Origin of the sequence: Pseudonocardia halophobica (assembly GCF_027922425.1) — a bacterium.
Taxonomy (GTDB): Bacteria; Actinomycetota; Actinomycetes; order Mycobacteriales; family Pseudonocardiaceae; genus Pseudonocardia; species Pseudonocardia halophobica.
This window is the reverse complement of sequence record NZ_BSFQ01000047.1, coordinates 1-22,929: the sequence shown is the minus strand read 5'-3', so window position 1 is coordinate 22,929 and position 22,929 is coordinate 1. Positions and strand designations below refer to the sequence as shown.

21 protein-coding genes are annotated in these 22,929 nt (G+C 74.3%); 12 read left to right on the top strand and 9 right to left on the bottom strand.

Features of this window, described 5'->3' with window-relative positions; genetic code table 11:
- The first annotated feature begins 140 nt into the window (after positions 1 to 140).
- On the top strand, positions 141 to 1,262 hold the full coding sequence (locus PKE99_RS32990) for a citrate synthase 2 (protein WP_037052641.1): 1,122 nt from the start codon (positions 141 to 143) through the stop codon (positions 1,260 to 1,262).
- Positions 1,263 to 1,311: 49 nt separating this feature from the next.
- Here PKE99_RS32990 and PKE99_RS32985 read toward each other — a convergent pair whose 3' ends face one another.
- Complete coding sequence (locus PKE99_RS32985) at positions 1,312 to 2,595, bottom strand: MFS transporter (RefSeq protein ID WP_197040854.1); 1,284 nt, start codon at positions 2,593 to 2,595, stop codon at positions 1,312 to 1,314.
- A 71-nt stretch (positions 2,596 to 2,666) separates the two neighbouring features.
- On the opposite strand from PKE99_RS32985, the gene PKE99_RS32980 reads away from it, so the two are divergent.
- Positions 2,667 to 3,623 carry a GlxA family transcriptional regulator gene (locus PKE99_RS32980; RefSeq protein WP_037052637.1) on the top strand — a complete coding sequence of 319 codons (957 nt, stop codon included), beginning with the start codon at positions 2,667 to 2,669 and terminating at the stop codon, positions 3,621 to 3,623.
- Between the two features lie 7 nt (positions 3,624 to 3,630).
- On the opposite strand, the gene PKE99_RS32975 is transcribed toward PKE99_RS32980, so the two are convergent.
- A complete protein-coding gene (locus tag PKE99_RS32975; protein WP_271214957.1) occupies positions 3,631 to 4,230 on the bottom strand; it encodes an LLM class flavin-dependent oxidoreductase in 600 nt (199 codons plus the stop codon).
- 220 nt (positions 4,231 to 4,450) lie between these two features.
- Between PKE99_RS32975 and serC the strand changes: the two genes are divergently transcribed.
- Complete coding sequence (gene serC, locus PKE99_RS32970) at positions 4,451 to 5,584, top strand: phosphoserine transaminase (RefSeq protein ID WP_037052634.1); 1,134 nt, start codon at positions 4,451 to 4,453, stop codon at positions 5,582 to 5,584.
- A gap of 297 nt (positions 5,585 to 5,881) precedes the next feature.
- The gene (gene sepH, locus PKE99_RS32965; RefSeq protein ID WP_081924680.1) at positions 5,882 to 7,471 is read left to right on the top strand and encodes a septation protein SepH; all 1,590 of its coding nucleotides are present in this window, start codon (positions 5,882 to 5,884) and stop codon (positions 7,469 to 7,471) included.
- A gap of 401 nt (positions 7,472 to 7,872) precedes the next feature.
- On the opposite strand, the gene PKE99_RS32960 is transcribed toward sepH, so the two are convergent.
- Both PKE99_RS32960 and PKE99_RS32955 read right to left on the bottom strand, forming a co-directional pair.
- A complete protein-coding gene (locus tag PKE99_RS32960; RefSeq protein WP_197040853.1) occupies positions 7,873 to 8,433 on the bottom strand; it encodes a DUF2537 domain-containing protein in 561 nt (186 codons plus the stop codon).
- A gap of 5 nt (positions 8,434 to 8,438) precedes the next feature.
- A complete protein-coding gene (locus tag PKE99_RS32955; protein WP_037052632.1) occupies positions 8,439 to 9,251 on the bottom strand; it encodes a TrmH family RNA methyltransferase in 813 nt (270 codons plus the stop codon).
- 135 nt (positions 9,252 to 9,386) lie between these two features.
- Here PKE99_RS32955 and PKE99_RS32950 point away from each other — a divergent pair, with 135 nt between their 5' ends.
- The 6 genes from PKE99_RS32950 (at position 9,387) to PKE99_RS32925 (ending at position 16,363) form a co-directional block, all read left to right on the top strand.
- Positions 9,387 to 10,895: a glutamate-cysteine ligase family protein gene (locus PKE99_RS32950; RefSeq protein ID WP_037052630.1), complete on the top strand. Its 1,509-nt coding sequence runs from the start codon at positions 9,387 to 9,389 to the stop codon at positions 10,893 to 10,895.
- 550 nt (positions 10,896 to 11,445) lie between these two features.
- Positions 11,446 to 12,378 (top strand): hypothetical protein, encoded by a 933-nt coding sequence (locus PKE99_RS32945; RefSeq protein ID WP_037052629.1) that lies wholly within the window; start codon positions 11,446 to 11,448, stop codon positions 12,376 to 12,378.
- Positions 12,375 to 13,385, top strand: coding sequence for a hypothetical protein (locus PKE99_RS32940; protein WP_037052627.1), 1,011 nt, complete (start codon positions 12,375 to 12,377; stop codon positions 13,383 to 13,385). Before PKE99_RS32945 ends, PKE99_RS32940 begins: the two co-directional genes overlap by 4 nt.
- Before the next feature lie 4 nt (positions 13,386 to 13,389).
- Positions 13,390 to 14,235, top strand: a complete 846-nt coding sequence (locus tag PKE99_RS32935; protein WP_037052626.1) for a VldE C-terminal domain-containing protein — start codon at positions 13,390 to 13,392, stop codon at positions 14,233 to 14,235.
- Between the two features lie 32 nt (positions 14,236 to 14,267).
- On the top strand, positions 14,268 to 15,203 hold the full coding sequence (locus PKE99_RS32930) for a glycoside hydrolase family 16 protein (RefSeq protein WP_051738182.1): 936 nt from the start codon (positions 14,268 to 14,270) through the stop codon (positions 15,201 to 15,203).
- A 203-nt stretch (positions 15,204 to 15,406) separates the two neighbouring features.
- The gene (locus tag PKE99_RS32925) at positions 15,407 to 16,363 is read left to right on the top strand and encodes a DMT family transporter (RefSeq protein WP_081924677.1); all 957 of its coding nucleotides are present in this window, start codon (positions 15,407 to 15,409) and stop codon (positions 16,361 to 16,363) included.
- Positions 16,364 to 16,469: 106 nt separating this feature from the next.
- On the opposite strand, the gene PKE99_RS32920 is transcribed toward PKE99_RS32925, so the two are convergent.
- The 3 genes from PKE99_RS32920 to PKE99_RS32910 form a co-directional block, all read right to left on the bottom strand.
- Positions 16,470 to 17,708, bottom strand: a complete 1,239-nt coding sequence (locus PKE99_RS32920; RefSeq protein WP_081924676.1) for an MFS transporter — start codon at positions 17,706 to 17,708, stop codon at positions 16,470 to 16,472.
- Positions 17,709 to 17,807: 99 nt separating this feature from the next.
- Positions 17,808 to 19,184, bottom strand: a complete 1,377-nt coding sequence (locus PKE99_RS32915) for an NCS2 family permease (RefSeq protein ID WP_197040856.1) — start codon at positions 19,182 to 19,184, stop codon at positions 17,808 to 17,810.
- Positions 19,185 to 19,334: 150 nt separating this feature from the next.
- Positions 19,335 to 20,033 (bottom strand): MBL fold metallo-hydrolase, encoded by a 699-nt coding sequence (locus tag PKE99_RS32910; RefSeq protein ID WP_037052622.1) that lies wholly within the window; start codon positions 20,031 to 20,033, stop codon positions 19,335 to 19,337.
- 89 nt (positions 20,034 to 20,122) lie between these two features.
- Here PKE99_RS32910 and PKE99_RS32905 point away from each other — a divergent pair, with 89 nt between their 5' ends.
- A complete protein-coding gene (locus tag PKE99_RS32905) occupies positions 20,123 to 20,377 on the top strand; it encodes a DUF2530 domain-containing protein (protein ID WP_063739876.1) in 255 nt (84 codons plus the stop codon).
- A gap of 51 nt (positions 20,378 to 20,428) precedes the next feature.
- Complete coding sequence (locus PKE99_RS32900; protein ID WP_037052620.1) at positions 20,429 to 21,166, top strand: SDR family NAD(P)-dependent oxidoreductase; 738 nt, start codon at positions 20,429 to 20,431, stop codon at positions 21,164 to 21,166.
- A gap of 13 nt (positions 21,167 to 21,179) precedes the next feature.
- Here the strand turns inward: PKE99_RS32900 and PKE99_RS32895 are convergent, their stop codons facing one another.
- Together PKE99_RS32895 and PKE99_RS32890 are read right to left on the bottom strand one after the other, a co-directional pair.
- Positions 21,180 to 21,410, bottom strand: coding sequence for a hypothetical protein (locus PKE99_RS32895; protein ID WP_037052617.1), 231 nt, complete (start codon positions 21,408 to 21,410; stop codon positions 21,180 to 21,182).
- Between the two features lie 542 nt (positions 21,411 to 21,952).
- Positions 21,953 to 22,929: IS110 family RNA-guided transposase (locus PKE99_RS32890; protein ID WP_271214956.1), on the bottom strand; the 977-nt coding region annotated here is incomplete at its 5' end.

The following is a 22,929-nucleotide window of genomic DNA, read 5'->3' as shown; positions in this document are numbered from 1 at the left end:
CGGTCCGTTGTGCTCCGGCGCTGGTCGGAGGCAGGGTGACGGCGAACACGCGTGCGGACCCGCGCGCGCAGCAGGGACACCGGCCGACGGCGCCACCCGGCGACGGCCGCCGGTGCGCACCGACACGTGAGGAGACCCCGGTGTCCGAAGTTCCCCCGCCCCCGCCCGGCTTCAAGTCCGGCCTGGAGGGGCACGTCGCCTTCCGGACCGAGATCGCCGAACCCGACAAGGACGGCGGCGCGCTGCGGTACCGGGGCGTCGACATCGAGGACCTGGTCGGCCAGGTCACCTTCGGCAACGTCTGGGCGCTGCTGGTCGACGGCCGGTTCGGGCCGGGCCTGCCGCCCGCCGAGCCGTTCCCGATCCCCGTCCACACCGGCGACGTCCGCGTCGACGTGCAGGCCGCCCTGGCCATGCTCGCCCCGCACTGGGGCTACCAGCCGCTGCTCGACACCTCGGTCGAGGAGGCCCGCGAGCAGCTCGCCCGGGCGTCGGTCATGGCGCTGTCCTACGTCGCCCAGTCCGCCCGCGGCATCGGCATCCCGGCCGTGCCGCAGTCCCGCGTCGACCAGGCGAAGACGATCACCGAGCGGTTCATGGTCCGCTGGAAGGGCGACCCGGACCCCGCGCACGTCAGGGCGATCGACGCCTACTGGGTCTCCGCCGCCGAGCACGGCATGAACGCGTCCACCTTCACCGCGCGCGTCATCGCGTCCACCGGCGCGGACGTCGCGGCCTCGCTGTCCGGCGCGATCGGCGCCATGTCCGGCCCGCTCCACGGCGGCGCCCCGGCCCGCGTGCTGCCGATGATCGCCGAGGTCGAGCGGACCGGCGACCCGGAGGCGCTGGTCAAGGGCATCCTGGACCGCAAGGAGAAGCTCATGGGCTTCGGGCACCGGGTCTACCGGGCCGAGGACCCGCGGGCCCGCGTGCTGCGCCGGACCTGCCAGGAGCTGAACGCGCCGCGGTACGAGGTGGCCGCCGCGCTGGAGCAGGCCGCGCTGCGGATCCTGCGCGAGCGCCGTCCCGACCACCCGATCGAGACGAACGTCGAGTTCTGGGCCGCGGTGATCCTCGACTTCGCCCAGGTCCCGCCGCACATGATGCCGGCGATGTTCACCAGCGCCCGGACCGCGGGCTGGTCGGCGCACATCCTGGAGCAGAAGCGGGAGAACAAGCTGGTCCGCCCGTCGGCCCAGTACATCGGCCCGGGCCCGCGCAAGCCGCAGGACGTCGAGGGCTTCGACCTGCTGGTCCACTGAACCCTGTGAGTGGCGATAGTCGCTCTGGCGACTATCGCCACTCACGAGGTCAGGCGAGCTCGGGGACCGGTGCCGGGGCGCGGAGGCGGCGGATCGCCAGGGAGGCGATCGCGGCCAGCACGCACAGGATCGCGCCCCCGTACCAGGCGGCGTCGTAGCTGCCGAGGGCGTCCCGGACGAGCCCGGCGGCCAGCGCCGCGGCAGCCGCACCGAGCTGGTGGCTCGCGAAGACCCAGCCGAACACGATCGGCGCCGTCGAGCCGAACCACTCGCGGCACAGCGCCATCGTCGGCGGGACCGTCGCGACCCAGTCCAGGCCGTAGAAGATCACGAACGCGAAGATGCTGGCGTCGAGGTCGGCCCCGAACAGGGGCACGAGCAGCGCCAGCGACACCCCGCGCAGCACGTAGTAGGCGCCCAGCAGGATCCGCGGGTCGAAACGGTCCGTGAGCCAGCCGGAGAGCACGGTCCCGGCCACGTCGAAGATCCCGACCAGGGCGAGCAGGCTCGCGGCCGTCGTCGCCGGCATGCCGTGGTCGTGGGCGGCGGGCACGAAGTGCGTCTGGATCAGGCCGTTCGTGGTGGCGCCGCAGACGAAGAACCCGGCCACGAGCAGCCAGAAGGTGCGCACCCGCGCGACCCGGACCAGCGTCCCGACGGCCAGCCGGGCGGCCCCGGACCGGATCGGCTCGACGACGTCGGCCTCGGTGCCGCCGTAGGGCAGCGCGCCGACGTCCGACGGGCGGTTGCGCAGGAGCAGCAGCACGACCGGCACCACGACCAGCGCCGCGGCCGCCACCGTGAGCGACGCGGTGCGCCAGCCGGAGCTCTCCACGACGTGCGCGATCACCGGCAGGAAGATCAGCTGCCCGGTGGCGTTGGCCGCGGTGAGGATCCCCGTCACCAGGCCGCGGCGGGCCACGAACCAGCGCCCGACCACGGTCGCCACCAGGGCCATCGCCATCGAGCCGGTTCCCAACCCGACGATCACGCCCCACAGCAGCACGAGCTGCCACGAGGCCGTCATGAACACGGTGAGGCCCGCGCCCACCGCCACCATCGCCAGCGCGACCGCCACCACCTGCCGCACCCCGAAGCGCTCCATCAGCGCCGCCGCGAAGGGGGCGGTGAGGCCGAAGAGCGCGAGGTTCACCGACAGCGCCACCGAGATCTCCCCGATGGACCAGCCGAACTCGGCGTGCAGCGGCTCGACCATCACACCGGGCGTCGACCGGAAGCCGGCCGCGCCGATGATCGCCAGGAAGGTCGCCGCGGCCGCCCACCACGCGGGGTGGACGCGCCGGCGGCGCACGGGAGTGCTGAGTTCGCTCACGGAATGCAGCGTCGCCGATGCGCGACGCGGACGGAAGTGGCCGAACGGCCACTCTGTGAAAGAATCCGGCCATGCACCGCGTCGTGGTCCTGGCCATGCCGACCGTCATCGCGTTCGAGCTCGGGCTGCCGCACAAGCTCCTGGGCGGTGCGGTCGGGACGGGCGACCGGCCGCTGTACGACGTCCGGGTCACCACGCTCGACGGCGGGCCGGTCCGGACCTCGGCGGGCTACTCCGTGCTGCCCGAGCACGGGCCGGAGATCCTCGACGAGGCCGACACGCTCGTCGTCCCCGGGCACCTCGAGGGGACCTGGACGACCGACGGCACGGTCGACCCGCGGGTCGCGCGGGTGCTGCGCGGCGCGGACCGGGTGATGTCGATCTGCACCGGCACCTTCGTGCTCGCCGCCGCGGGTCTGCTCGACGGCCGCCCCGCGACCACCCACTGGCGGTGGACGAACCGATTCCGCCGGCTCTACCCGCAGGTGGCGCTGGACCCGGACGTCCTGTTCGTCGACGACGGCGACGTCCTCACCTCAGCGGGCAACGCCGCCGGGATCGACCTGTGCCTGCACGTCGTCCGGCGCGACCACGGGGCCGAGGTGGCGGCCACGGTGGCGCGCCGGGCCGTCGTCGCCCCGTGGCGGGAGGGCGGGCAGTCGCAGTTCGTCGAGGCGCCCGTGCCGGAGGTCTCGGGCGCGGGCACCGCCGCCGTGCGGGCCTGGGCGCTCGACCACCTCGACGCCCCCATCGGGCTCGACGAGCTGGCCGAGCGGGCGGCGATGAGCGTGCGGACCTTCACCCGCCGGTTCCGCGCCGAGACCGGGGAGAGCCCCGGCCGGTGGCTCACCACGCAGCGGGTGCACCGGGCGCGGCGGCTGCTGGAGACCACGGACCTGCCGGTCGAGCGGGTCGCCGAGCGCTGCGGGTTCGGCACCACGGTGTCGCTGCGCCAGCACCTGCACAGTGCGATCGGGATGTCGCCGCTGGCCTACCGGCGGATGTACCGGGCGCCGGCCGGGGCCTGAGCGGCGGTCAGGCGACCCCGGCCAGCTCGAGCGCGCGGACGGCCTCGGCGAACTCGGCGAGCTCGCGGCCGACGTCGGCACCCGTGGGGCGCAGCAGCAGGCCGGCCGGCCGCAGCCGCGCGACGACGCGGTGCAGGTCCGCACCCGGCGTCACCTCGACGACCGTGCGCAGGGCGGCCCCGCGCGGCGAGCGCACGCCGAACGCCAGCGGCAGGTACTCGGTCGCGCCCGGCCGGCCCACCCACGCCGGGACCCCGTCCACACCGTGCTCGCGGCGGAGCACCTCCCGGACCGCGCTCGCGTGCGCCTCCGGGTCGGCGGCGGTGCCTCCGGGCAGCCCGACGACGAGCTCGGCCCGGGCGCGGGCCCGCGCGGCCAGGTCGGCGAGGGCGCCGGCGTCGGCCGCCGCGCGCCGCCAGTGCCCGCCGACCGCCAGGCCGATGCGGATCCGCGAGGTCCGCTCGGCGGCGACGGCGAGGGCCATCCCCGCGTCGGGGTAGCTGCGCGGCGCCTCGTGGCACCACGCGCGGGCGTAGCCGAGCTCCTCGGCCAGCGCGACCTGCTCGGGCGTCGCCACCCCGGCGGCGAGCGCGCAGTCGATCTCCATCTCGGTCCTCCGTCCCGTGTCCAGACCGGTATCTCGATCGATCAGGAGGGAACGTTGCACTCCCGAGCGGGACACCGGGGTGATTCGCTCGGACGGCGGTGGCACTGCGCCGCCTCAGTGAAATCGGCTCACCCACGTGGCGGGAGCGGACCCGGCCACCTTCCGTACAGGGGCGGGCCCGCCACCCCCTCCCCTTCCGTGGCTTGCGACACTGGGGTACGTGACCGCGTCGACCAGCACCGACCTGCAGATCCCCGCCGACCTCCTCCCGGGCGACGGGCGGTTCGGCTGCGGACCGTCCAAGGTCCGCCCCGAGCAGCTCCGGGCGCTCGCGGACGCCGCGGACGTGATGGGCACCTCCCACCGACAGAAGCCGGTGAAGTCCCTGGTCGGGCGGGTGCGCGCCGGCCTGCGCGAGCTGTTCTCGCTGCCCGAGGGCTACGAGGTCGTGCTCGGCGACGGCGGCTCCACCGCCTTCTGGGACGCCGCCGCGTTCGGCCTGGTCCGGGAGCGGTCGCTGCACCTGACCTACGGCGAGTTCTCGTCGAAGTTCGCCGACACCACCAAGGGCGCGCCGTTCCTCGCCGACCCGGTGATCGTGTCCGCCGAGCCGGGCAGCGCGCCCGAGCCGACCGCCGACGCGTCGTGCGACGTCCTGGCCTGGGCCCACAACGAGACCTCCACCGGCGTCGCGGTGCCGGTGGTGCGGCCGGAGTCCTCGATCGACGGCCAGCTCGTGGTGATCGACGCGACCTCGGGGGCCGGCGGCCTGCCCGTGGACATCACCCAGGCGGACGCCTACTACTTCGCCCCGCAGAAGGGCTTCGCCTCGGACGGCGGGCTCTGGATCGCGCTGCTCTCGCCCGCCGCGCTCGGCCGGGTCGCCGAGCTGGCCGCCGGGGACCGCTGGATCCCGCCGTTCCTGTCGCTGGCCACCGCCGTCGACAACTCGGTCAAGGACCAGACCTACAACACCCCGGCCGTCGCGACGCTGATCATGCTCGCGGACCAGATCGACTGGATGCTCGGCCTCGGCGGGCTCGACGCCTGCGTGGCGCGCACCAAGGACTCCTCGACCCGGCTCTACTCCTGGGCCGAGAAGACGGAGTACACCACGCCGTTCGTGACCGACCCGGCGCACCGGTCCCAGGTCGTCGGCACGGTCGACTTCGCCGACTCGGTCGACGCCGCGGCCGTCGCGAAGATCCTGCGCGCCAACGGGATCGTCGACACCGAGCCGTACCGCAAGCTGGGCCGCAACCAGTTGCGGATCGGCATGTTCCCGGCCGTCGAGCCCGCCGACGTCGCCGCGCTGACCGCCTGCATCGACTGGGTCGTCGAGCGCCTGGACTGAGTGCCTCCGGTGTAGCCGGACCTTTCCCGAACGGCCGGGTCGCCTCGCGCGACCCGGCCGTTTCGCACAGGTGGGGTGACGGAACGTAGTCACACCAGTAACATGCGCCTCAGCTTTACCGATCTTGGCACGACGTGCGACCGTGCGGAGTGTTCACCGGCGGGAGCGGTCGCCGGTGCGGACCAGAAGGCCACGTCGAGGGCCGGAAGGACCCACCGGCGCGCCTCACTCGTCGGACACGATTCGGCAACTACCGTCACCCGGACGGGGTCAGAGCGAGCGAGGAGGCCGGCGGATATGCGGTCGTTGCGGGTCGTCGGGATCACCGAGGACGGTTCGGTGGTCCTCGAGGACTCGGCGCGCCGCGAACGGTTCACCGTGCCCGCCGACGAGCAGCTCAGAGCCGCCGCGAGGGGGGACCTGACCCGGCTCGGACAGATCGCGATCGAGTTGGAGAGCCAGTTGCGACCACGCGAGATCCAAGCCCGGATCCGGGCCGGGGCGTCCGTGGAACAGGTCGCCTCGGCCGCCGGGGTGCCCGTCCAGAAGATCGAGCGCTTCGCCTATCCGGTCCTCCTCGAACGCACCCGGACGGCGGAGCTCGCGCAGGCCGCGCACCCCGTCCGGGACGACGGGCCGGACGTCCGGACCCTCGCCGAGACCGTCGCGCACACCTTCGGGCTGCGCGGGCAGGACCCGGGCGCGGACTGGGACAGCTGGAAGGGCGAGGACGGCAAGTGGGTCGTCGCCCTCGGCTGGCGGTCCGGGCGCTCGGACATCCGGGCGCACTGGGTGTTCCAGCCGGGCGCCCACGGCGGCACGGTCACCGCGCTCGACGACCACGCGCGCGACCTCGTCGAGGGCCGCCCGCAGCAGCCGCTGCGCCCCGTCGGCCCGGTGATCGACATGGCGCGGCCGGACGACGCCGCCGCGGAGGTGGCGGCCGAGGAGGTCGTGCCCGCCGCGGTCAACGGGGACGCCCGCCGCATCGCGCCGGAACAGCGTCGCGGGTCCCTGCCGGGCCGGCGGGAGCCGGTGCGCGGCGCCACGCGGACCGAGGTGAGCTCGGAGCTGGCCGGTCCGCCGACGCATCCCGCCGCGCGCAGCACGGACACGCGGGCCACGGACACGCGGACGTCCGACGTCGGGCGCTCGGGGATCGACTCCTCGGCGGGTCGGGACGGTGCCGAGCGGGTGAACGGCCACGAGGTCCCGGGCCGGGAGGCTGCGGCCTCGGGTCCGGCCCCGGTTCCTGCGGCCTCGATCTCGGGCTCGGGTTCGGCTCCGGTCGGCGGTGGATCGGAGCCGGTGGAGGCCGTGCAGGACGAGGCACCCGCGGTCGCCGAGGTCGCGACGCCGGCCGCGGAGAAGACGGAGGTCGACCGGCCCGCCGCGGTGCCGGAAGGGTCGGCTCCGCGCGACATCGAGCCGAAGGACGAGGCAGCGACGAACGACGCCCCGGAGAAGATCGCCGAGCCCGAGACCGCCGACCCCAAGATCGCCGAGTCGACGGACGGCGGGTCGAAGGACGGCGGGTCGGAGGACGGCGGGTCGGAGGACGCGGTTGAGGCGGCGGGGTCGAGCGGCGGCTCGACGGACGCGGCGGAGGCAGCGGGGAGGGACACCGCGAGCAAGAACGCGCGCACGCCGGCGCGGACGGAGCGGACCCGGAGCGGGGCCGCAGCGAAGACGACGCCCGCCAAGCCCGCCGGTGCGGCCGCGGAGAAGGTCTCCGACGCGGCCCCGACCGAGGCCGAGAGCGCCGCGGCACCGACCGGCGACGCGCGACCCGCCGGTGACCAGCCCGCCCCCGCCAAGCGCACCAAGAAGGGCAAGCCGGTCATGCCGTCGTGGGACGAGGTGCTGCTGGGAGTCCGCGGCCGCTGAGTTCGCTCTGCCGGCGGCACACCCGCTGAGGCGCCCTCGCGCACCCGCGGAGGGCGCCGCACAGGTCGTCGACCGGGTGCGGGACGCCGCTTCTGGTGTGCCGGAAGATCGCCGAGGCGAACTGTCGCAGCGTCAACCTCCGAGCTGAGGTGCCCCGCCCAGCGGCGGCCGTCTTCTGCAGCATCCGCTGCCGGCCGGCACACCCGGTCATGCGCCGCACACCCGGTCGACGACCTGTACGACACCATCCGCAGGTGTGCGAGCGCCCCACAAGTGGTGTGCCACGCCGCGAGCGGATGTGCGAACCGCCCTGCCCGGCCGCGCCACCCGCGAACCGCCGCCGCGAGGCCGGCGAGCCCGCGAGCCGCACCCGGCGGGCCCCCGACGTCGATCGCTCCGACTCAGAGGAACTGGCCGAGCAGCAGCACCACCCACGCCACCCCGAGCCCCACGGCGGTGCCGAGCCCGATCCAACGCCAGAAGGGCAGCCGGCGGATCAGCCAGAGCGAGGGTGCGAGACCACCGACGACCAGCACGTTCGCCGGGATCCAGAGCAGCCCGAACGCCTCGCCGAAGGCCCGGCTGAGCGTGATGTCGCCGATCGCCGCGAGCACCGCGAAGAACGCCGCGACCACGAGCCCGGTCGCCCACGGCGTCGGTTCCTCGGGGTGCGGCGGCACCAGGGGGATCGGTTCGGTGGTGCGGCCGTGCACCAGGTCGACGCCCCCGGTCAGCGGGTCGACGTACTCGACCGGTCGACCCAGGACGTCGGACACCCGTCCGGCGAGCTGCCGCCCGCGCCGGCTGACGATGTCCTGCTGCTCGGGCCGCACCTCGATCCCGCGGATGCTCGCCGCGACCGCGCCCCACTGGCGGAGGTCGGCGGTGAGGTCCGGAGGCAGCACGGCATCGCCCGGCCGCTTCTCACCGAGCACCACCTGACCCCCCGCAGCGAGGTGCACACTTCTCAGCCTACGGACGCCCCCACCGCATGGAAGGCCACCGCGGCAGCCGTTGCGACATTGAGAGAGTCGACGCCCGTGGCCATCGGGATCCGCACCCGGACGTCGGCCGCGGCCAGGGCCTCCGGCGTCAGGCCGGGTCCCTCGGCGCCCAGCAGCAACGCCACCCGCTCCCCCGCCAGACCGGCCGCCGAGATGGGCAGGGCGTCGGGCGCCGGCGTCAGGGCTGCGACCCGCATACCGGCCTCGCGCAGCAGGTCCAGAGACTCCGGCCACGGACCGGGCAGGGGCGCGAACGGCACCCGCAGCACGTGGCCCATCGACACCCGCACCGAGCGGCGGTAGAGCGGGTCGGCGCAGCGCGGGCCGAGCAGGATTCCGTCGACGCCGAGGGCGGCGGCGTTGCGGAACAGCGAGCCGAGGTTCTCGTGGTCGTTGACGCCCTCGCACACGGCCAGGACGCGGGCCGTCCGGGCCAGCTCGTGGGCGTCGACCGGCGCGGCGCGGTCGGCGACGGCGAGCACCCCGCGGTTCAGGTGGAAGCCGACGGTGGTGGCCATGGTGTCGGCGTCCGCGGCGTAGGCGGGGACGTCGAGATGTGCGAGATCGGCGGTGAGCTCCTCGATCCGACGGGGTACCCCGAGCAGGGAGCGGACGGGATAGGGGGACTCGATCAGACGTCGGACGACGACCACGCCCTCGGCGATCACGAGCCCGCGGCCGCCGGGGCGGTCGGGGCGGCGGTCGGCGGTGGTCAGGTCGCGGTAGTCGTCGAGCCGGGGGTCGGTGGGGTCGCCGATCGCGGTGATGATGGCCACGGCGACCGATCATCCCAGGTGGCCTGCCGTTCGTCGCACGAGGTCGCCCGGTCAGCCGGTACCGCCGCTTCCGGTGATGTGACACGGTGGAGAGCCGCCGCGGGCGGACCGGCAGCTAGGAGGCATCGGGAGAGCATGGGCCAGGACGTCGACCGGACCCGGTTCAGTCGGCGGGAACGCCAGCGGTATCGAGCCAAGGTGCAGCGTTGCCTCGAGGCGTTGACGACGATGCTGCGGGAGCACCCGTTCGCCGAGGACGACCCGATGACCGGTATCGAGGTCGAGCTGAACCTGGTCGACGGCTCACTGAGCCCGTCCATGACCGGCAGGGACGTCCTCGAGGCCATCGGCGGCACCGAGTTCCAGACGGAGCTGGGCCGCTGGAACATCGAGCTGAACCTCCCGCCCCGCCCCCTTCCCGGCGACCAGTGGCGGCACCTCGAGCACGAGCTGCTCGACGAGCTCGCCGTCGCCCGGGCCAAGGCGCGGGACTGCAGGTCCCAGCTGGCGATGATCGGGATCCTGCCGACGCTGGAGCGCCGGCACCTCGTCGCCGAGTCGATCTCGGCCGACGACCGCTACGCCGTCCTCAACGACCAGATGCTGGCGGCGCGGGGCGAGCCGATCCACGTCGACATCTCGGGCGGCGACCCGGGCGGGCTGCACGCCGTCGCGCCGGAGCGGTTCACCGAGGACTTCGAGACGATCGTCCCGGAGGCGGCCTGCACGTCGATGCAGCTGCACCTGCAGGTCTCGCCGAGCTCGTTCCCGGCGTACTGGAACGCGGCGCAGTGCCTCGCGGGCGTCCAGCTCGGGCTGGGCGCGAACTCGCCGTTCCTGCTGGGCTCGCGACTGTGGGCCGAGACGCGGATCCCGCTGTTCACGCAGGCCTGCGACGTCCGGACGGTCGAGCTGCGCAACCAGGGCGTCCGGCCCCGGGTGTGGTTCGGCGAGCGCTGGATCTCGTCGGTGCTCGACCTGTTCGCGGAGAACGCGCGGTACTTCCCGGGCATCGTCCCGTTCCCGGGCGACTCCGACCCGATGACCACGCTGCGCAACGGCGGCGTGCCGGACCTCGACGAGCTCAAGCTCCACAACGGCACGGTCTGGCGGTGGAACCGGCCGGTCTACGACGTCGCCGACGGCCAGCCGCACATCCGGCTGGAGAACCGCGTGCTGCCGGCCGGGCCGACCGCCGTCGACATGGTGGCCAACGCGCTGTTCTTCTACGGGCTGCTGCGGGTGCTCGTGGAGTCCGACCAGCCGCTGTGGCAGTCGATGTCGTTCGAGGCGGCCGAGGAGAACTTCACCACGGCCGCGCGGCACGGCATGGAGGCGCCGCTCTACTGGCCGGGGACCGGGTGGATCAAGCCCGACGAGCTCGCCCTCCGCAAGCTCCTCCCCCTCGCCCACGAGGGGCTGGCCCGGTGGGGGGTCAGCGCGGCGGTGCGCGACCGGTACCTGACGGTCATCGAGCGGCGGTGCGTGACGGGCCGGACCGGCGCCACCTGGCAGCTCGACACGGTCGCCGCCCTGGAGGCCCGCGGCAGCAGCCGGCAGGGTGCGCTGACCGGGATGCTGGAGCGCTACCTCGAGGCCTCGGAGGCCAACGAGCCCGTCCACACCTGGGCCCTCCCCGCCTGACCGCGCCGACCGCGACTCGCCGGAGGCGACACCCCGACTCACGAGCCCGGATCTCGCGACTCGCGGGCCCGGATCTCCCGACTCGCGGGCCCGGATCTCCCGACTCGCGGTGCTGCACAGCCCGACTCGCGGGAGCGACACCTCGACTCGCGCACCATGCCCGCGAGTCGGGGTGTGAGCACCTGCGAGTCGCCCCTGCCCTCCCGCGAGTCGCGCTGTGAGCACCCGCGAGTCGGGAGCTCTGACACCGCGAGTCGGGAGTTCCGGCACCGCGAGTCGGGAGTTCCGGCACCGCGAGTCGGGAGTTCCGGCACCGCGAGTCGGGAGCTCCAGCCGATCCGGTCAGGGGTGGTCGTTCCCGATCGTGAACTCCTGATCCGTTCCGCCTCGCCGCGGCGCCCGCGTTCCTAGGGTTCCTCTCGTCCCACCGGCCGCCGGGATCCGGCGCCACCGGTCCTCCGCTCGCTGCACCCGCGGCCCTCCGCGGGCGGGAGCGCGTGCCCACGAGAGGGAGCGATGTCCCAGTTCCGCATGTCCGGGAGGCGGTGACGTGGCCGCCTTCCGGATGTTCGGCCGCCCGGCCGGGGTGCCGCGGGAGATCGTCCCCGGGAGCGCGACGAGCCACGCCCGGCTCTCCCGGCGCGCGGAGGACCTGCTCGGTCCGCCACGGGATCGGGAGCCCGACGATCCCCCGACCGACCCGCACGGCTTCCCGCCGATCACGGCCGCCCCCGAACCGGACGGGCACCGGGCCTGGCCCGACTCCGGCTCGGCCGCCGTCGCTGCGGCGTGGTCCGTCGCCCAGGCGGACCGGCAGCCGACGCCCGACCCGTTCCGCGACGAGCGGATCCGTCAGTGGGGCGATCCCACCGGGACCGCCTACCCGGCCGCACCACCGGACCCACTTCCCTCTCCCGTCGGGTCCGCGCCCGGATGCACTGTCAGCGCGCCCACCGATCCCGTTCCCCACCCGGCGGAGGCGGCGGCGCTCGCCGCCGCCTTCGCCGCCGACTACCTCTCCTGGGACGAGGACGACCCCGACCGCCGTGCCCGCGTGCTCGGCGACTACCTGGCCGACCGCAGACCGGTGCACCTCGGCTGGTCCGGGCACGGGCGGCAGCGCGCCGACTTCGCCCTGCCCGGGCTCGTCCGGCCCGACGGCGAGGGCCGCGTGCTCGTCGACGTCCGGGTGCGCGTCACCCCGTACCGCCGGGTGCCGGGCGGGCGGCCGGGTCCCGCGGACGACCTCGACGACGGGCCCGCCGTCCCCGCCGCCGCACCCGCTCCGGCCGCGCGCGGCTGGCGCGGCCTGCCCGGCCGGTGGGTGCGGATCGGCGTGGCCGTGCGGGTGGAGGCCGACCGGCTCGTCGTCGACGCCGAGGAGGAGCTCGACGAGCCTGCCGACCGGTCCGTGACCGTCCCCGCCGACTCCGCCGGCCTCGACACCGACCTCGACGACGACGCTCCCCTGGAGATCCGATGACCGGCTTCCGCCCACCGTCCGTCGCCGGCGTGTCCGGCGGCGTCGGCACCACCACGCTCGCCCTCGCCCTGCACGGACAGGACGGCGGAACCGGCGCGGGCATCGAGGCCGACATCGTGGTCTGCCGCAGCAGCGCCGAGTCGCTGGACCGCGCGGCACGGATCGCGGATCTCTTCGACCCGACGGCGGTGCCGCCGGTGCTCGCCGTGACCGTCGACGGCGCCGAACGGCGGCACCCCGAGCGGCTCGACGAGCTCGGCCCGGGCTGGGCAGCGGTGGTGCTGGTGCCGCACGTCGGGCGCTGGCGCGGGATCGTCGACCCGTACCGCGAGGCGGCGGGCCTGCTCGGGACGCCGCGTGACCGGCTCCCGCGGGCGCTGCGGCCCTACCTCGACGCCGTCACGCGGCTGGCGCGTGCCGTCGCGGACTCGGGCCGCCTCGGCCGCCCCGCCCCGACGCCTCGACCGCCCACCACCCCGCCCGCCGCCGCACCCCGGCGGGAGCCGACGCCTACAGCACCGCCGATCACGACACCGCCGACTGCGACCATCCTCCGGAATGAGCCGATGCCGGTCACGACCTCACCGCCGCCGGAGCCGCGGCACACTCCCGAGGCCGGCTTCACCTCGTACCGCGCCTTCGTCCCGGTCGGCGCCGACGGCCCCCTCACCTCGGTCGCCGTCCCCCGCCCTCAGCGGGAGCCGGTCGCAGCCCTGAACGCCGCCCCCACCGACGTTTCGAGCACCACCACACCCGCCCGGGCCAGCGGCTTCGATCCCACCCCGCACGTCCCCATGAGCGAGTCGTCCGCCCCGGCCAACGTGCTCGATCCCGCTCCGCACCACCCGACGACACCGTCGCCGACGACGCCCCCCGCCCCGCCGGCGCCGATCACGACCACCCACCCGACACCGGGGCCAACCCTCACCCACCCCGACCTCCGCCCCGTCCGCGGGATCCGGATCCTCGACGTCGGCGACCCGCTCGACGTCGGCGGGCGGGCGTGATCCCGTGCTCCGCCTCCTGCTCACCGCGGCGCTCGCCGCGGCCGTCGCGGCGCCGGCCGCACCGGGGGACGCCGCGGCCGAGCCCGCCGAGCCGGGTGAGGTCCGCGTGATCCCTGCCCCCACCCGCGCGCCGCTCCTCGAGCGCATGACCGCCGAGCAGTGCCCCGAGCTCGCGCCGGCCCGCGCCGGCGTCGTCCGGCGGGTGGCGGCCCGGTCCGCGGACGAGCCCGCCCCGGTCACCGAGCTGCGGCGCACCTGCTCGGCCCTGCGCACCGGCGTCGCGACGCTGCTCCGGCACCCCGCACCGGCCGGGAGCTGCGCGGCCGCCTGCCCGGACGCCCTGCGCAACGCCGTGTCCGGCGCCCGCGAGCGGGCCGTACCGACCGCACAGCCCGGCGCCTGGACCGGCGGCACGACGGCGTGCACCCCACCCGACCCGACCGGCGGCGACGGCTGCGTCACGGGCGCGACCCGCCACGGCGTCGCGGCGGTGGCCGCGGCGTTCGGGCCGCTCGGCGGCCCTGTGATCCGCTCGGCCGGCTGCTGGGACGCCCACGCCTGGAACCCGCGCAGCGACCACCCGCAGGGCCGGGCCTGCGACTTCTTCCCCGGCACCGCCGGCGCCTTCCCCGACGCCGACGCCCTCGCCGCGGGCTGGGCGCTCGCGAACTACCTGCGCGAGCACGCCGGACCGCTCGCCGTCGCCTACCTGATCTGGCAGGGCCGCTACTGGGACCCCTCGGTCTCCGACGACGGCGGCTGGGGCCGGCCGTACACCAGCAGCGTCTACGACACGAGCGACGTCACCGGCGGCCACTTCGACCACGTCCACGTCAGCTTCGCCCAGTGAGCGCCCCGTGAATCTCGAGGACGAGTGACGCCGTGCCACCCACCGACCTGACCGCACACCTCGCCCGCCTGCTCGCCACCGGTGTGGCCGCGCTGCTCGGGTTCGTCGGGCCGGGCGCGACCGCCTCGCCGGCCGACGTCCCGGTGGTCCGGACCGCCGCCGAACGCGCGGACAGCGGGGGCGAGCGGGTCCGGCGCATCCCGGCCCCGCCCCGCCGCCCGGCCACCTCCCTGCGGACCGAGCGGGAGACCCGCGACCTCACCCGCCGAGCCGGGAGCACGGGCGATCTCACCCGCCGAACCACGCGGACGGGCGGACCGACCCGCACCGCCGAAGGCCGCACCGCCGCCACGACCCTCGGCTGGGGCACCCCGAACCGCGAGGACGACTTCACCGGCGGCCTCGACGGCTGGGGCCTCTACGACGGCGAGGGCCACGGCGGCAACGGCCGCCGCTCCCCCGACGCCTTCTCGACGCAGGGCGGCGTCCTGATCGTCACCGGCTCACCGGACGGCACCACCGGCGGCATGGCCTGGAACCCCGGCCAGAAGTACGGCCGTTGGGAGGGCCGCGTCCGGGCCCCGGAGAGCGACCCCAGCTACCACGCCCTGCTCCTCCTGTGGCCCGACGCCGAGGACTGGCCGTCGGGCGGCGAGGTGGACTTCATGGAGATGTCCGATCCCGACCGGCAGAACACCGACATGTTCCTGCACTACGGCTCCGACAACTCCCAGCTGCACGGCAGCGTGGAGATCGACGCCACGCAGTGGCACAACTGGGCGGTGGAGTGGACGCCGGACCACATCGCGGCCTTCGTCGACGGCGAGGAGTGGTGGCGCACCGAGGACACCGGCACGCTGCCGCCGGGCCCGATGCACCTGACGATCCAGCTGGACTGGTTCCCGCACGGCGGCGACGTCCGCGAGTCCCGGATGGAGGTCGACTGGGTCCGCCAGTACGACCTGTGAAATCCCGGGACCCCGGACGCGAGTAGACCCCGGACGCGAGTGGGCCCCGGCCGATCCGGCCGGGGCCCGCTCGTTTCCCGAACTGACGCGCCGCTCCCACCACGAAGCGACGTGACTGAAGTTAGCCTACCCTTCACTGCCGCCGCAACCCCACGACGGAAATCCGCGCGAGATCGCCCGCAACGAGGGCATAGCGTCGAGCCGTGCACGAGCCCGCCCAGGACGTCCCGGCGACCGGATCCGACCTTCCCGCCACCGAACCGGCCGCTACCGCTGCAGCACCGGCGACCACCGCGGCGGGGCCTCGCTGGGGCGCCCTGGCCGCGGTCTGCGTGACGGTGCTGGCCTGGGCGAGCGCGTTCGTCGGGATCCGGTTCGTCGGCCGCGCCTACGACCCCGGCGCGCTCGCACTCGGCCGCCTCGCCGTCGGCACCCTCGCCCTCGGCGCCCTGCTCCTGCTCCGGGGCCGGTGGGTCCGCCCGACGGGCCGCGAGTGGGCCCTCCTGGTGCTCTGCGGCGTGGCCTGGTTCGCCGTCTACAACGTGGCCCTCAACGCCGCGGAACAGCGCGTCGACGCCGGCACCACGGCGATGCTGGTCAACATCGGCCCGATCCTCATCGCCCTGTTCGCGGGCGTACTGCTGCGCGAGGGCTTCCCGCGCTGGCTGCTGATCGGGGCCGGGGTGGCGTTCGCCGGGGCGGTGGTGATCGGCGCCTCGACTGCCGGCGGCGACGGCTCGGACCTGCTCGGCATCGTGCTGTGCGTGGTCGCCGCGGTGACCTACGCGATCGGGGTGCTGGCGCAGAAGCCCGTGCTGCGCCGGTTGCCCGCCCTGCAGGTGACGTTCGTGGCCTGCGCGATCGGGACCGCCGGCTGCCTGCCCTTCGCCGGCGCCCTCGGCCGCGACCTGACCACGGCCCCCTGGAGCTCCACCGCCGGGCTCGTGTACCTCGGGCTCGTCCCCACCGCGCTGGCCTTCAGCACCTGGGCCTACGCCCTGGCTCGGATGGACGCCGGCCGCCTCGGCGTGACCACCTACCTCGTCCCGCCGATCACGGTCGCGCTTTCGGCGCTCCTGCTCGGCGAGGCCCCGCCCGCGCTGGCCCTGCTCGGCGGCGCGCTCTGCCTCGCCGGTGTCGGGCTCACCCGGCGCCGGTAGGACGGGCCCGAGAACGAACCAGGCCCCCCGGCCGGAGCCGGAGGGCCTGGTCCTTCCCGAACTGACGCGCCGCTCCCACCACGAAGCGACGAGATGAAGGTTAGCCTTACCTTGCTTCTGCCGTCAACCCCTTGATCCGGACGAGTCCCGGGAACCCGGAGCGGCGGGCCAGGACGAGCCCGACGGCCACCACCGACAGTACGGTCACGACCCCTCCGACGACCAGCGGCGCACGGCCGCCGAAGTGCTCGGCCAGCAGGCCCAGCAGCGGACCGCCCAACGGCGTCCCGCCCAGCAGGAGCAGCATGTAGAGCCCCATCACGCGGCCGCGCATCGTGGGGTCGACCGAGAGCTGCACGGACGAGTTCGCCGCCGTCGTGAAGATCAGCGCCGCGAACCCGACGGGCACGAGCGCGAGCCCCGCCGACAGGTACGTCGGCATCAGGCCGGCGACCACGAGCAGCGCGCCGAACACCAGCCCCGCCCCTGCGACCAGCCGCAGCCGCGGCTTGCGGGTGCGCCGGGCGGCCGCGGTGGTGCCGAGCACGGACCCGACGGCCAGCAGCGTGGTGAGCAGGCCGTAGCCCTCGGCGTCGCGGCCGAAGACGTTGCGGGCCAGTAGCGCGAGGGTCATGAAGAAGTTGATGCCGAAGGTCGAGACCAGGAAGACCAGCACCATCACGGCCATGAGGTCGGCCCGCCCGCGCACGTAGGCCAGGCCGTCGCGGAGCTGGTGCGGCGCCCGTGGCACCCGCTCGGTGCGGTAGAGCTTCTCCGGCCGCATCAGCAGCAGCCCGGTGATCACCGCGACGAAGCTGACGGCGTTGATCAGGAAGACCCAGCCCGTGCCGACCGCGACGATCAGCACGCCGGCCACCGCGGGCCCGACGATCCGGGCGAGGTTGAAGCACAGCGAGTTGAGCGCGACGGCGTTGACCACCTGGCCCGGCCCGACCATCTCGGACACGAAGGACTGCCGCATCGGGGCGTCGAGCGCGGAGAAGCACCCGAGCAGCAGGCACAGCAGGTAGACCTGCCAGAGCGCGACGACGCCGGTGAGCACGACCGTGCCGAGCACCACCGCACACAGCCCCATCGCCAGCTGGATCCCGACCAGCACGAGCCGCTTGTCCACCCGGTCGGCCAGCACCCCGCCCCACAGCGAGAGCACGAGCGTGGGCGCGAACTGCAGCGCCGCGGCGATCCCGAGCGCGGTGGCGCTGCCGTGGGTGAGGTCGAGAACCAGCCAGTCCTGCGCGATCCGCTGCATCCAGGTGCCGACGTTGGACACCACCTGGCCCGAGATGAAGAGCCGGTAGTTGGGCACGCGCAGCGAGGCGAACATGCCGCCCGGCGGTGGGTGCGCCGAATCCGAACCTCTCTCGGGACCTGCGGGGACCGGGGTTTCGGCGACAGCACTCACGATGTAGTTAGTTTACTACAACTACCCGAAGAGTTCACGCAGCGGGCCGACGGCGAAGTAGCCCACGAACGCCACGGCGACGACCCACATCAGCGGGTGCACCTGGCGCGCCTTGCCCGTGGCCGCGGACAGCACGACGTAGCTGATGAAGCCGGCCCCGATGCCGTTGGCGATCGAGTACGTGAACGGCATGATCACGATCGTCAGGAACGCGGGCAGCGCGGTGCGCAGCTCGGTCAGCTCGATGCCCGCGACCTGCCGGAACATCAGCGCCCCGACGATCACGAGCGCGGGGGCCGCGGCCTCCACCGGCACGATCGCGTAGAGCGGGGTGAAGAACATCGCCGCGAGGAACAGCACGCCGGTGAGGACGTTGGCCAGTCCGGTGCGCGCGCCCTCGGCGATACCGGAGGCGGACTCCACGAACACCGTGTTCGACGACGACGAGCCGACGCCGCCGGCCACCGCGCCGGCGCCCTCGACCACCAGGGCCCGGCCGATGTTCGGCAGCTGCCCGTCCCTGTCGGCCAGCCCGGCCTGCTGGCCGAGGCCGGTCATGGTGCCCATGGCGTCGAAGAAGTTGGCCAGGACCAGCGTGAAGACCAGCAGGAGGACGGTCAGCACGTCGATCCGCCCGAAGGCGCCGAAGGAGAAGTTCCCGACCAGCGAGAGATCGGGCCAGCCGACCACGCTGTCCGGGATCGCCGGGACCGACAGGGACCAGCCCTTGGGGTTGGTGGCCGACGACCCGACGTGTGCGATCGCCTCCACGATGATCGCGATGATCGTCGTGACGACGACGCCGATCAGCAGGCCCGCCCGCACGCCGCGCACCACCAGCACGCCCGTGATCAGCAGGCCGAGCACGAACACGAAGGTCGGCCAGGAGGCGATCGAGCCGTTGATGCCCAGGCCGACCGGCACCGTCGTGTTCGCGGCGTCGGGCAGCCGGCGGACGAAGCCCGCGTCGACCAGCCCGATCAGCGCGATGAAGGCGCCGATGCCGACGGCGATGGCGGACTTGAGCGCGGCCGGCACGGCGTTGAACACGGCGGTCCGGAAGCCGGTGACGGCAAGGACCACGATGACGACACCGTCGAGCACGACGAGGCCCATCGCCTCGGGCCAGGTCATCAGCGGCGCGATCGTGACCGCGAGCAGGGTGTTGATGCCGAGCCCGGTCGCGATCGCGAACGGCAGGTTCGCGACGAGCCCGAACAGGATGGTCATGACGCCGGCGACCAGCGCCGTCACGGCCGCCACCTGCCCGATCGGCAGGATGTTCCCGAGCGCGTCGGCCTTCGCGCTCGGGTCACCGGGCGCCACGCTGCCGAGGATCAGCGGGTTCAGCACGATGATGTAGGACATCGTCACGAACGTGACGAGGCCGCCGCGCATCTCGCGGGACAACGTCGTCTTGCGTTCCGTGAGCTTGAACAGACGCTCGAGCACGGCGCACACGGTAAGCGCCCGCACCGCGGTCCGCTCAGCCTGTGGCCCTTCCGGACACCGTTCGTGGTGCGCGCCGGTGAGCAGCGGGAACGGTCGTCAGCCGAGCGGGTCCGGCACCTCCGCCGCGAGGGCCGCCGCGCGGAGGACCGACCCGGCGACCGGGCGCCCGTGCCCGAAGCAGGCCAGCTCGACGTCGACCTCGCCGAACCGGCGGAAGGACCGGCGGGCGAGCTCGCGGTCCACGTTGAAGGGCCCGAGGATCACCCCGCCCTCGTGCTCGGCGGCGAGATCCCCGGTGAGGACGACGCCGGCGTCGTCGAGCACGAGCGCGAGGCTGCCCGCGGTGTGTCCCGGCGTGGCCAGTACCCGCGCACCGGAGGCCAGCACTTCGCCGTCGGCGAGCTCGTGGTCGACCCGCGCCGGCGGTGCGTCGGGCAGGTTCCCGGCGACCTGCCGGTGCAGGACCTCCTCGGCCGGTGTGAGGACGGGCGGCGGCCCGGGCCGCTCGCCGCGGACGACCGGGGCGTCGGCGGCGTGCACGAGGATCCGGGCGTTCGGCCAGGTCGCGACCTCGGCCGCGGAGCCTGCGTGGTCGGCGTGCCAGTGGGTGAGGACGACGTCCGAGACCGCCTCCGGCCCCAGGCCCCAGTCCCGCAGCGCCGCCGCGATGACCGGACCGCTGCCGACGGGGCCGGTGTCGACGAGCAGCACCTCGTCGCCCCGGCGGTGGAGGTAGGCCTGGCCGGGCGTGCCCACGAGCATCCGCAGGTCCGGCCGCAGATCGACGACGTCCATGCCGCCGAGCCTGGCAGCGCGGACCGCCGCCCGGCGCCGTGTTCGCCAAGGGCGGTGTTCGCGCCGGGCGGACACTCTAGGCTCGGCCCGTGGTCGACCCGCCGCCGCTGCCCCGCAGCACCACCGACGTCACGCTGGTCACGGCGATCGGGACGCTGGTCTGGGTGCTCGGCGCGGTGGGCCTGTTCGTCGCCCACCTCGTGGCCGGGCGGCCGCTCGACATCTGGTTCACCACGTGCGTCACCGGCGCGGTGCTCGGCGCCCTCGGATTCGGCATCTTCCGCTGGCAGCGGGCCGCCGCGCGGCGCGGGTCCCGGCTCGCCCAGCGCGGGCTCGACGACTGACCCCGCTCGGTCACGCGGCCCCGGGGCGACGTGGCGAACTAGGCTCGCGGCATGACCGACCGTCCCATCGCCGTCGTCACCGGGGCCAGCTCCGGCATCGGTGCCGCCACCGCCCGCGCCCTCGCCGGGGCGGGCTTCCACGTCGTGCTCGGCGCCCGCCGCGTCGACCGGCTCGAGGAGATCGCGAAGGAGATCGACGGGACGGCGCTGCGGCTCGACGTCACGGACAAGGAGTCGGCCGCCGCCTTCGTCGAGGCGGTCCCGGAGTGCCGGCTGCTGGTCAACAACGCGGGCGGCGCCAAGGGGCTCGAGCCCGTCGCGGAGGCCGACGAGGACGACTGGCGCTGGATGTTCGAGGCCAACGTGATCGGCACCCTGCGGCTCACCCAGGGCCTGCTGCCGAAGCTGCGCGCCTCCGGCGACGGGCACATCATCACCGTCACCTCGATCGCGGCCCTCGCCCCGTACGACAACGGCGCCGGGTACACCGGTGCCAAGCACGCCCAGGCGATGCTGCACCGCACACTGCGCGGCGAGCTGCTCGGCCAGCCGATCCGGCTCACCGAGATCTGCCCCGGGATGGTGGAGACCGAGTTCTCCCTCGTCCGCTTCGAGGGCGACCAGGAGAAGGCGGACGACGTCTACCGCGGCCTGACCCCGCTCACGGCCGAGGACGTGGCCGACGTCATCGCCTTCGCGGCGACCCGGCCGAGCCACGTGAACCTGGACCAGATCACGCTCATGCCGCGGGCCCAGGCCAGCGCCAGCCGCGCCTACCGCGAGGGCTGAATCGCCGGGACGTTCAGACCGTGTCCTCCGACCGCCGGTTCTCGTAGGCGGCGTCGCCGGGGGCGCGCCCTGCGTCGGCCTCGGCGATGCGCTCCTCGGAGTCCTCGAGGATCCCCTCGGCCTCGGCGTACCGGTCCTCGTCCGGCTCCGTCACCCGGGCCTCCTCGGGCAGCGGCTCGGCGCGCGTCTCGGCCCGCTCCGCGGCGGTGGCGTGCCCGGTGTCGTTCACGGACGGATCGGTCATGGGCCCTGCCTACCCGAGGGGACCGCAACCCAACCGTGGACGGATAGTGGCGCGGCTGGCCTGTCCCGCTGGCGTCGCACCACGCTGCGGGCGGTGACGGCGTCGGCGATGCCCAGCGCGGCGACCTCGAATGCGGTCTCCACGTTCTCCACCTCGATCGCCGGCTGCAGGGAGCCACCCGCGGACTGCACGACGTGGCGGAGTTGACGGGCGCGTGTAGTCGTCGTCGCCCCACGTCGCCTCGGACATGATGAGCCCGCGGCTGCGGCCGCGAATCGCGCGCAGGCGGGGGTTCGTGTCGTCGACTCGCCGGTCGCCGGCGCCGTGGACGGGGCGCCCGACAGGCCCTCGACGCCCCCTCGCCGACGCCGCGCGGAATGCCTCCTCTCCACCGGCGCGCGGTCACGTCCGTCGGCGACGCCGTCGCTCACCGTCGCCAAACGCATCGAGGACGACGCCGATCTGTCCCTTCGCCTGGACGGCGAGTGGGTCGCCCCGTGGGAGGTCGACGAGTCTGTGAAGAGAATCGACCGCAGCCAAGGCTAGGCGGTCTTGTCGAGGGTGACGCGGTAGCCGAGGTTGTGGAGTTGGCCGACGAGGCGGTCGCGTTGGCGGTCGGTGTTGCGGCGGGTGAAGTAGTCGCCACCGAGGTCGGTGTAGTCGCAGTCATCGGCCAGCAGGTGCCAGGTGATGACCAGGATGGAGTGGGCGACGGCGATAGCGGCTTTCTTTTTCCCGATCCGGCGGGCCAGCCGCCAGAACTGGGCCGATAGGTAGGTGTCGCGGGTGCGCGCGGCGGCCCAGGCGCACTGGACGAGGATGTCGGTGAGCCAGACGTCGCCGTGGGTGGTTTTGCCCGAGCCGCGTTTGCCGCCGGTGATGTTGTTGCCCGGGGCCAGGCCGGCCCAGGAGGCCAGGTGCGCGGCGGTGGGGAAGCGGGTCATGTCGACGCCGATCTCGGCGATGATGGTTTCGGCGGCCCGTTTCCCGACCCCGGTGATGGTGTCGAGCCGGTCACGGGCCCGGACGAAAGGGACCCCGGGCTCGCTGTCCCGGTCGGGCCCGGTGTGGGTGGCGAACAGGGTGTCGACCCGGTCGTCGAGTTGGGCGATCGCCCGCTCCAGGTGCGCGGTGTGTGCCAGCGACAGCCCGATCAGCAGGGCGTGGTGGTCGGTGAACCGGCCGCGCAGCGCCTGGCGTAGCGCGGGGATCTTGCGGCGGAGCTTGCCCTTGGCCAGCTCGGCGAGCACGTTCGGGTCGCGTTCACCGGCGACCAGGGCGGCGAGCATGGCCCGCCCCGAGACGCCCAGGACGTCGGAGGCGACCGAGTCGAGCTTGATGCCGGCGTCTTCGAGGGTCTTCTGGATGCGCTGGCACTCGCTGGTGTGGTCCTGGATGAGTCGTTTGCGGTAGCGGGTCAGGTCCCGCAGCTGCCGGATCACCGGCGGGGGCACGAAACTGCCCCGCAGCAGCCCGTGTTCGAGCAGCTCGGCCAGCCACTCGGCGTCGAGGACATCGG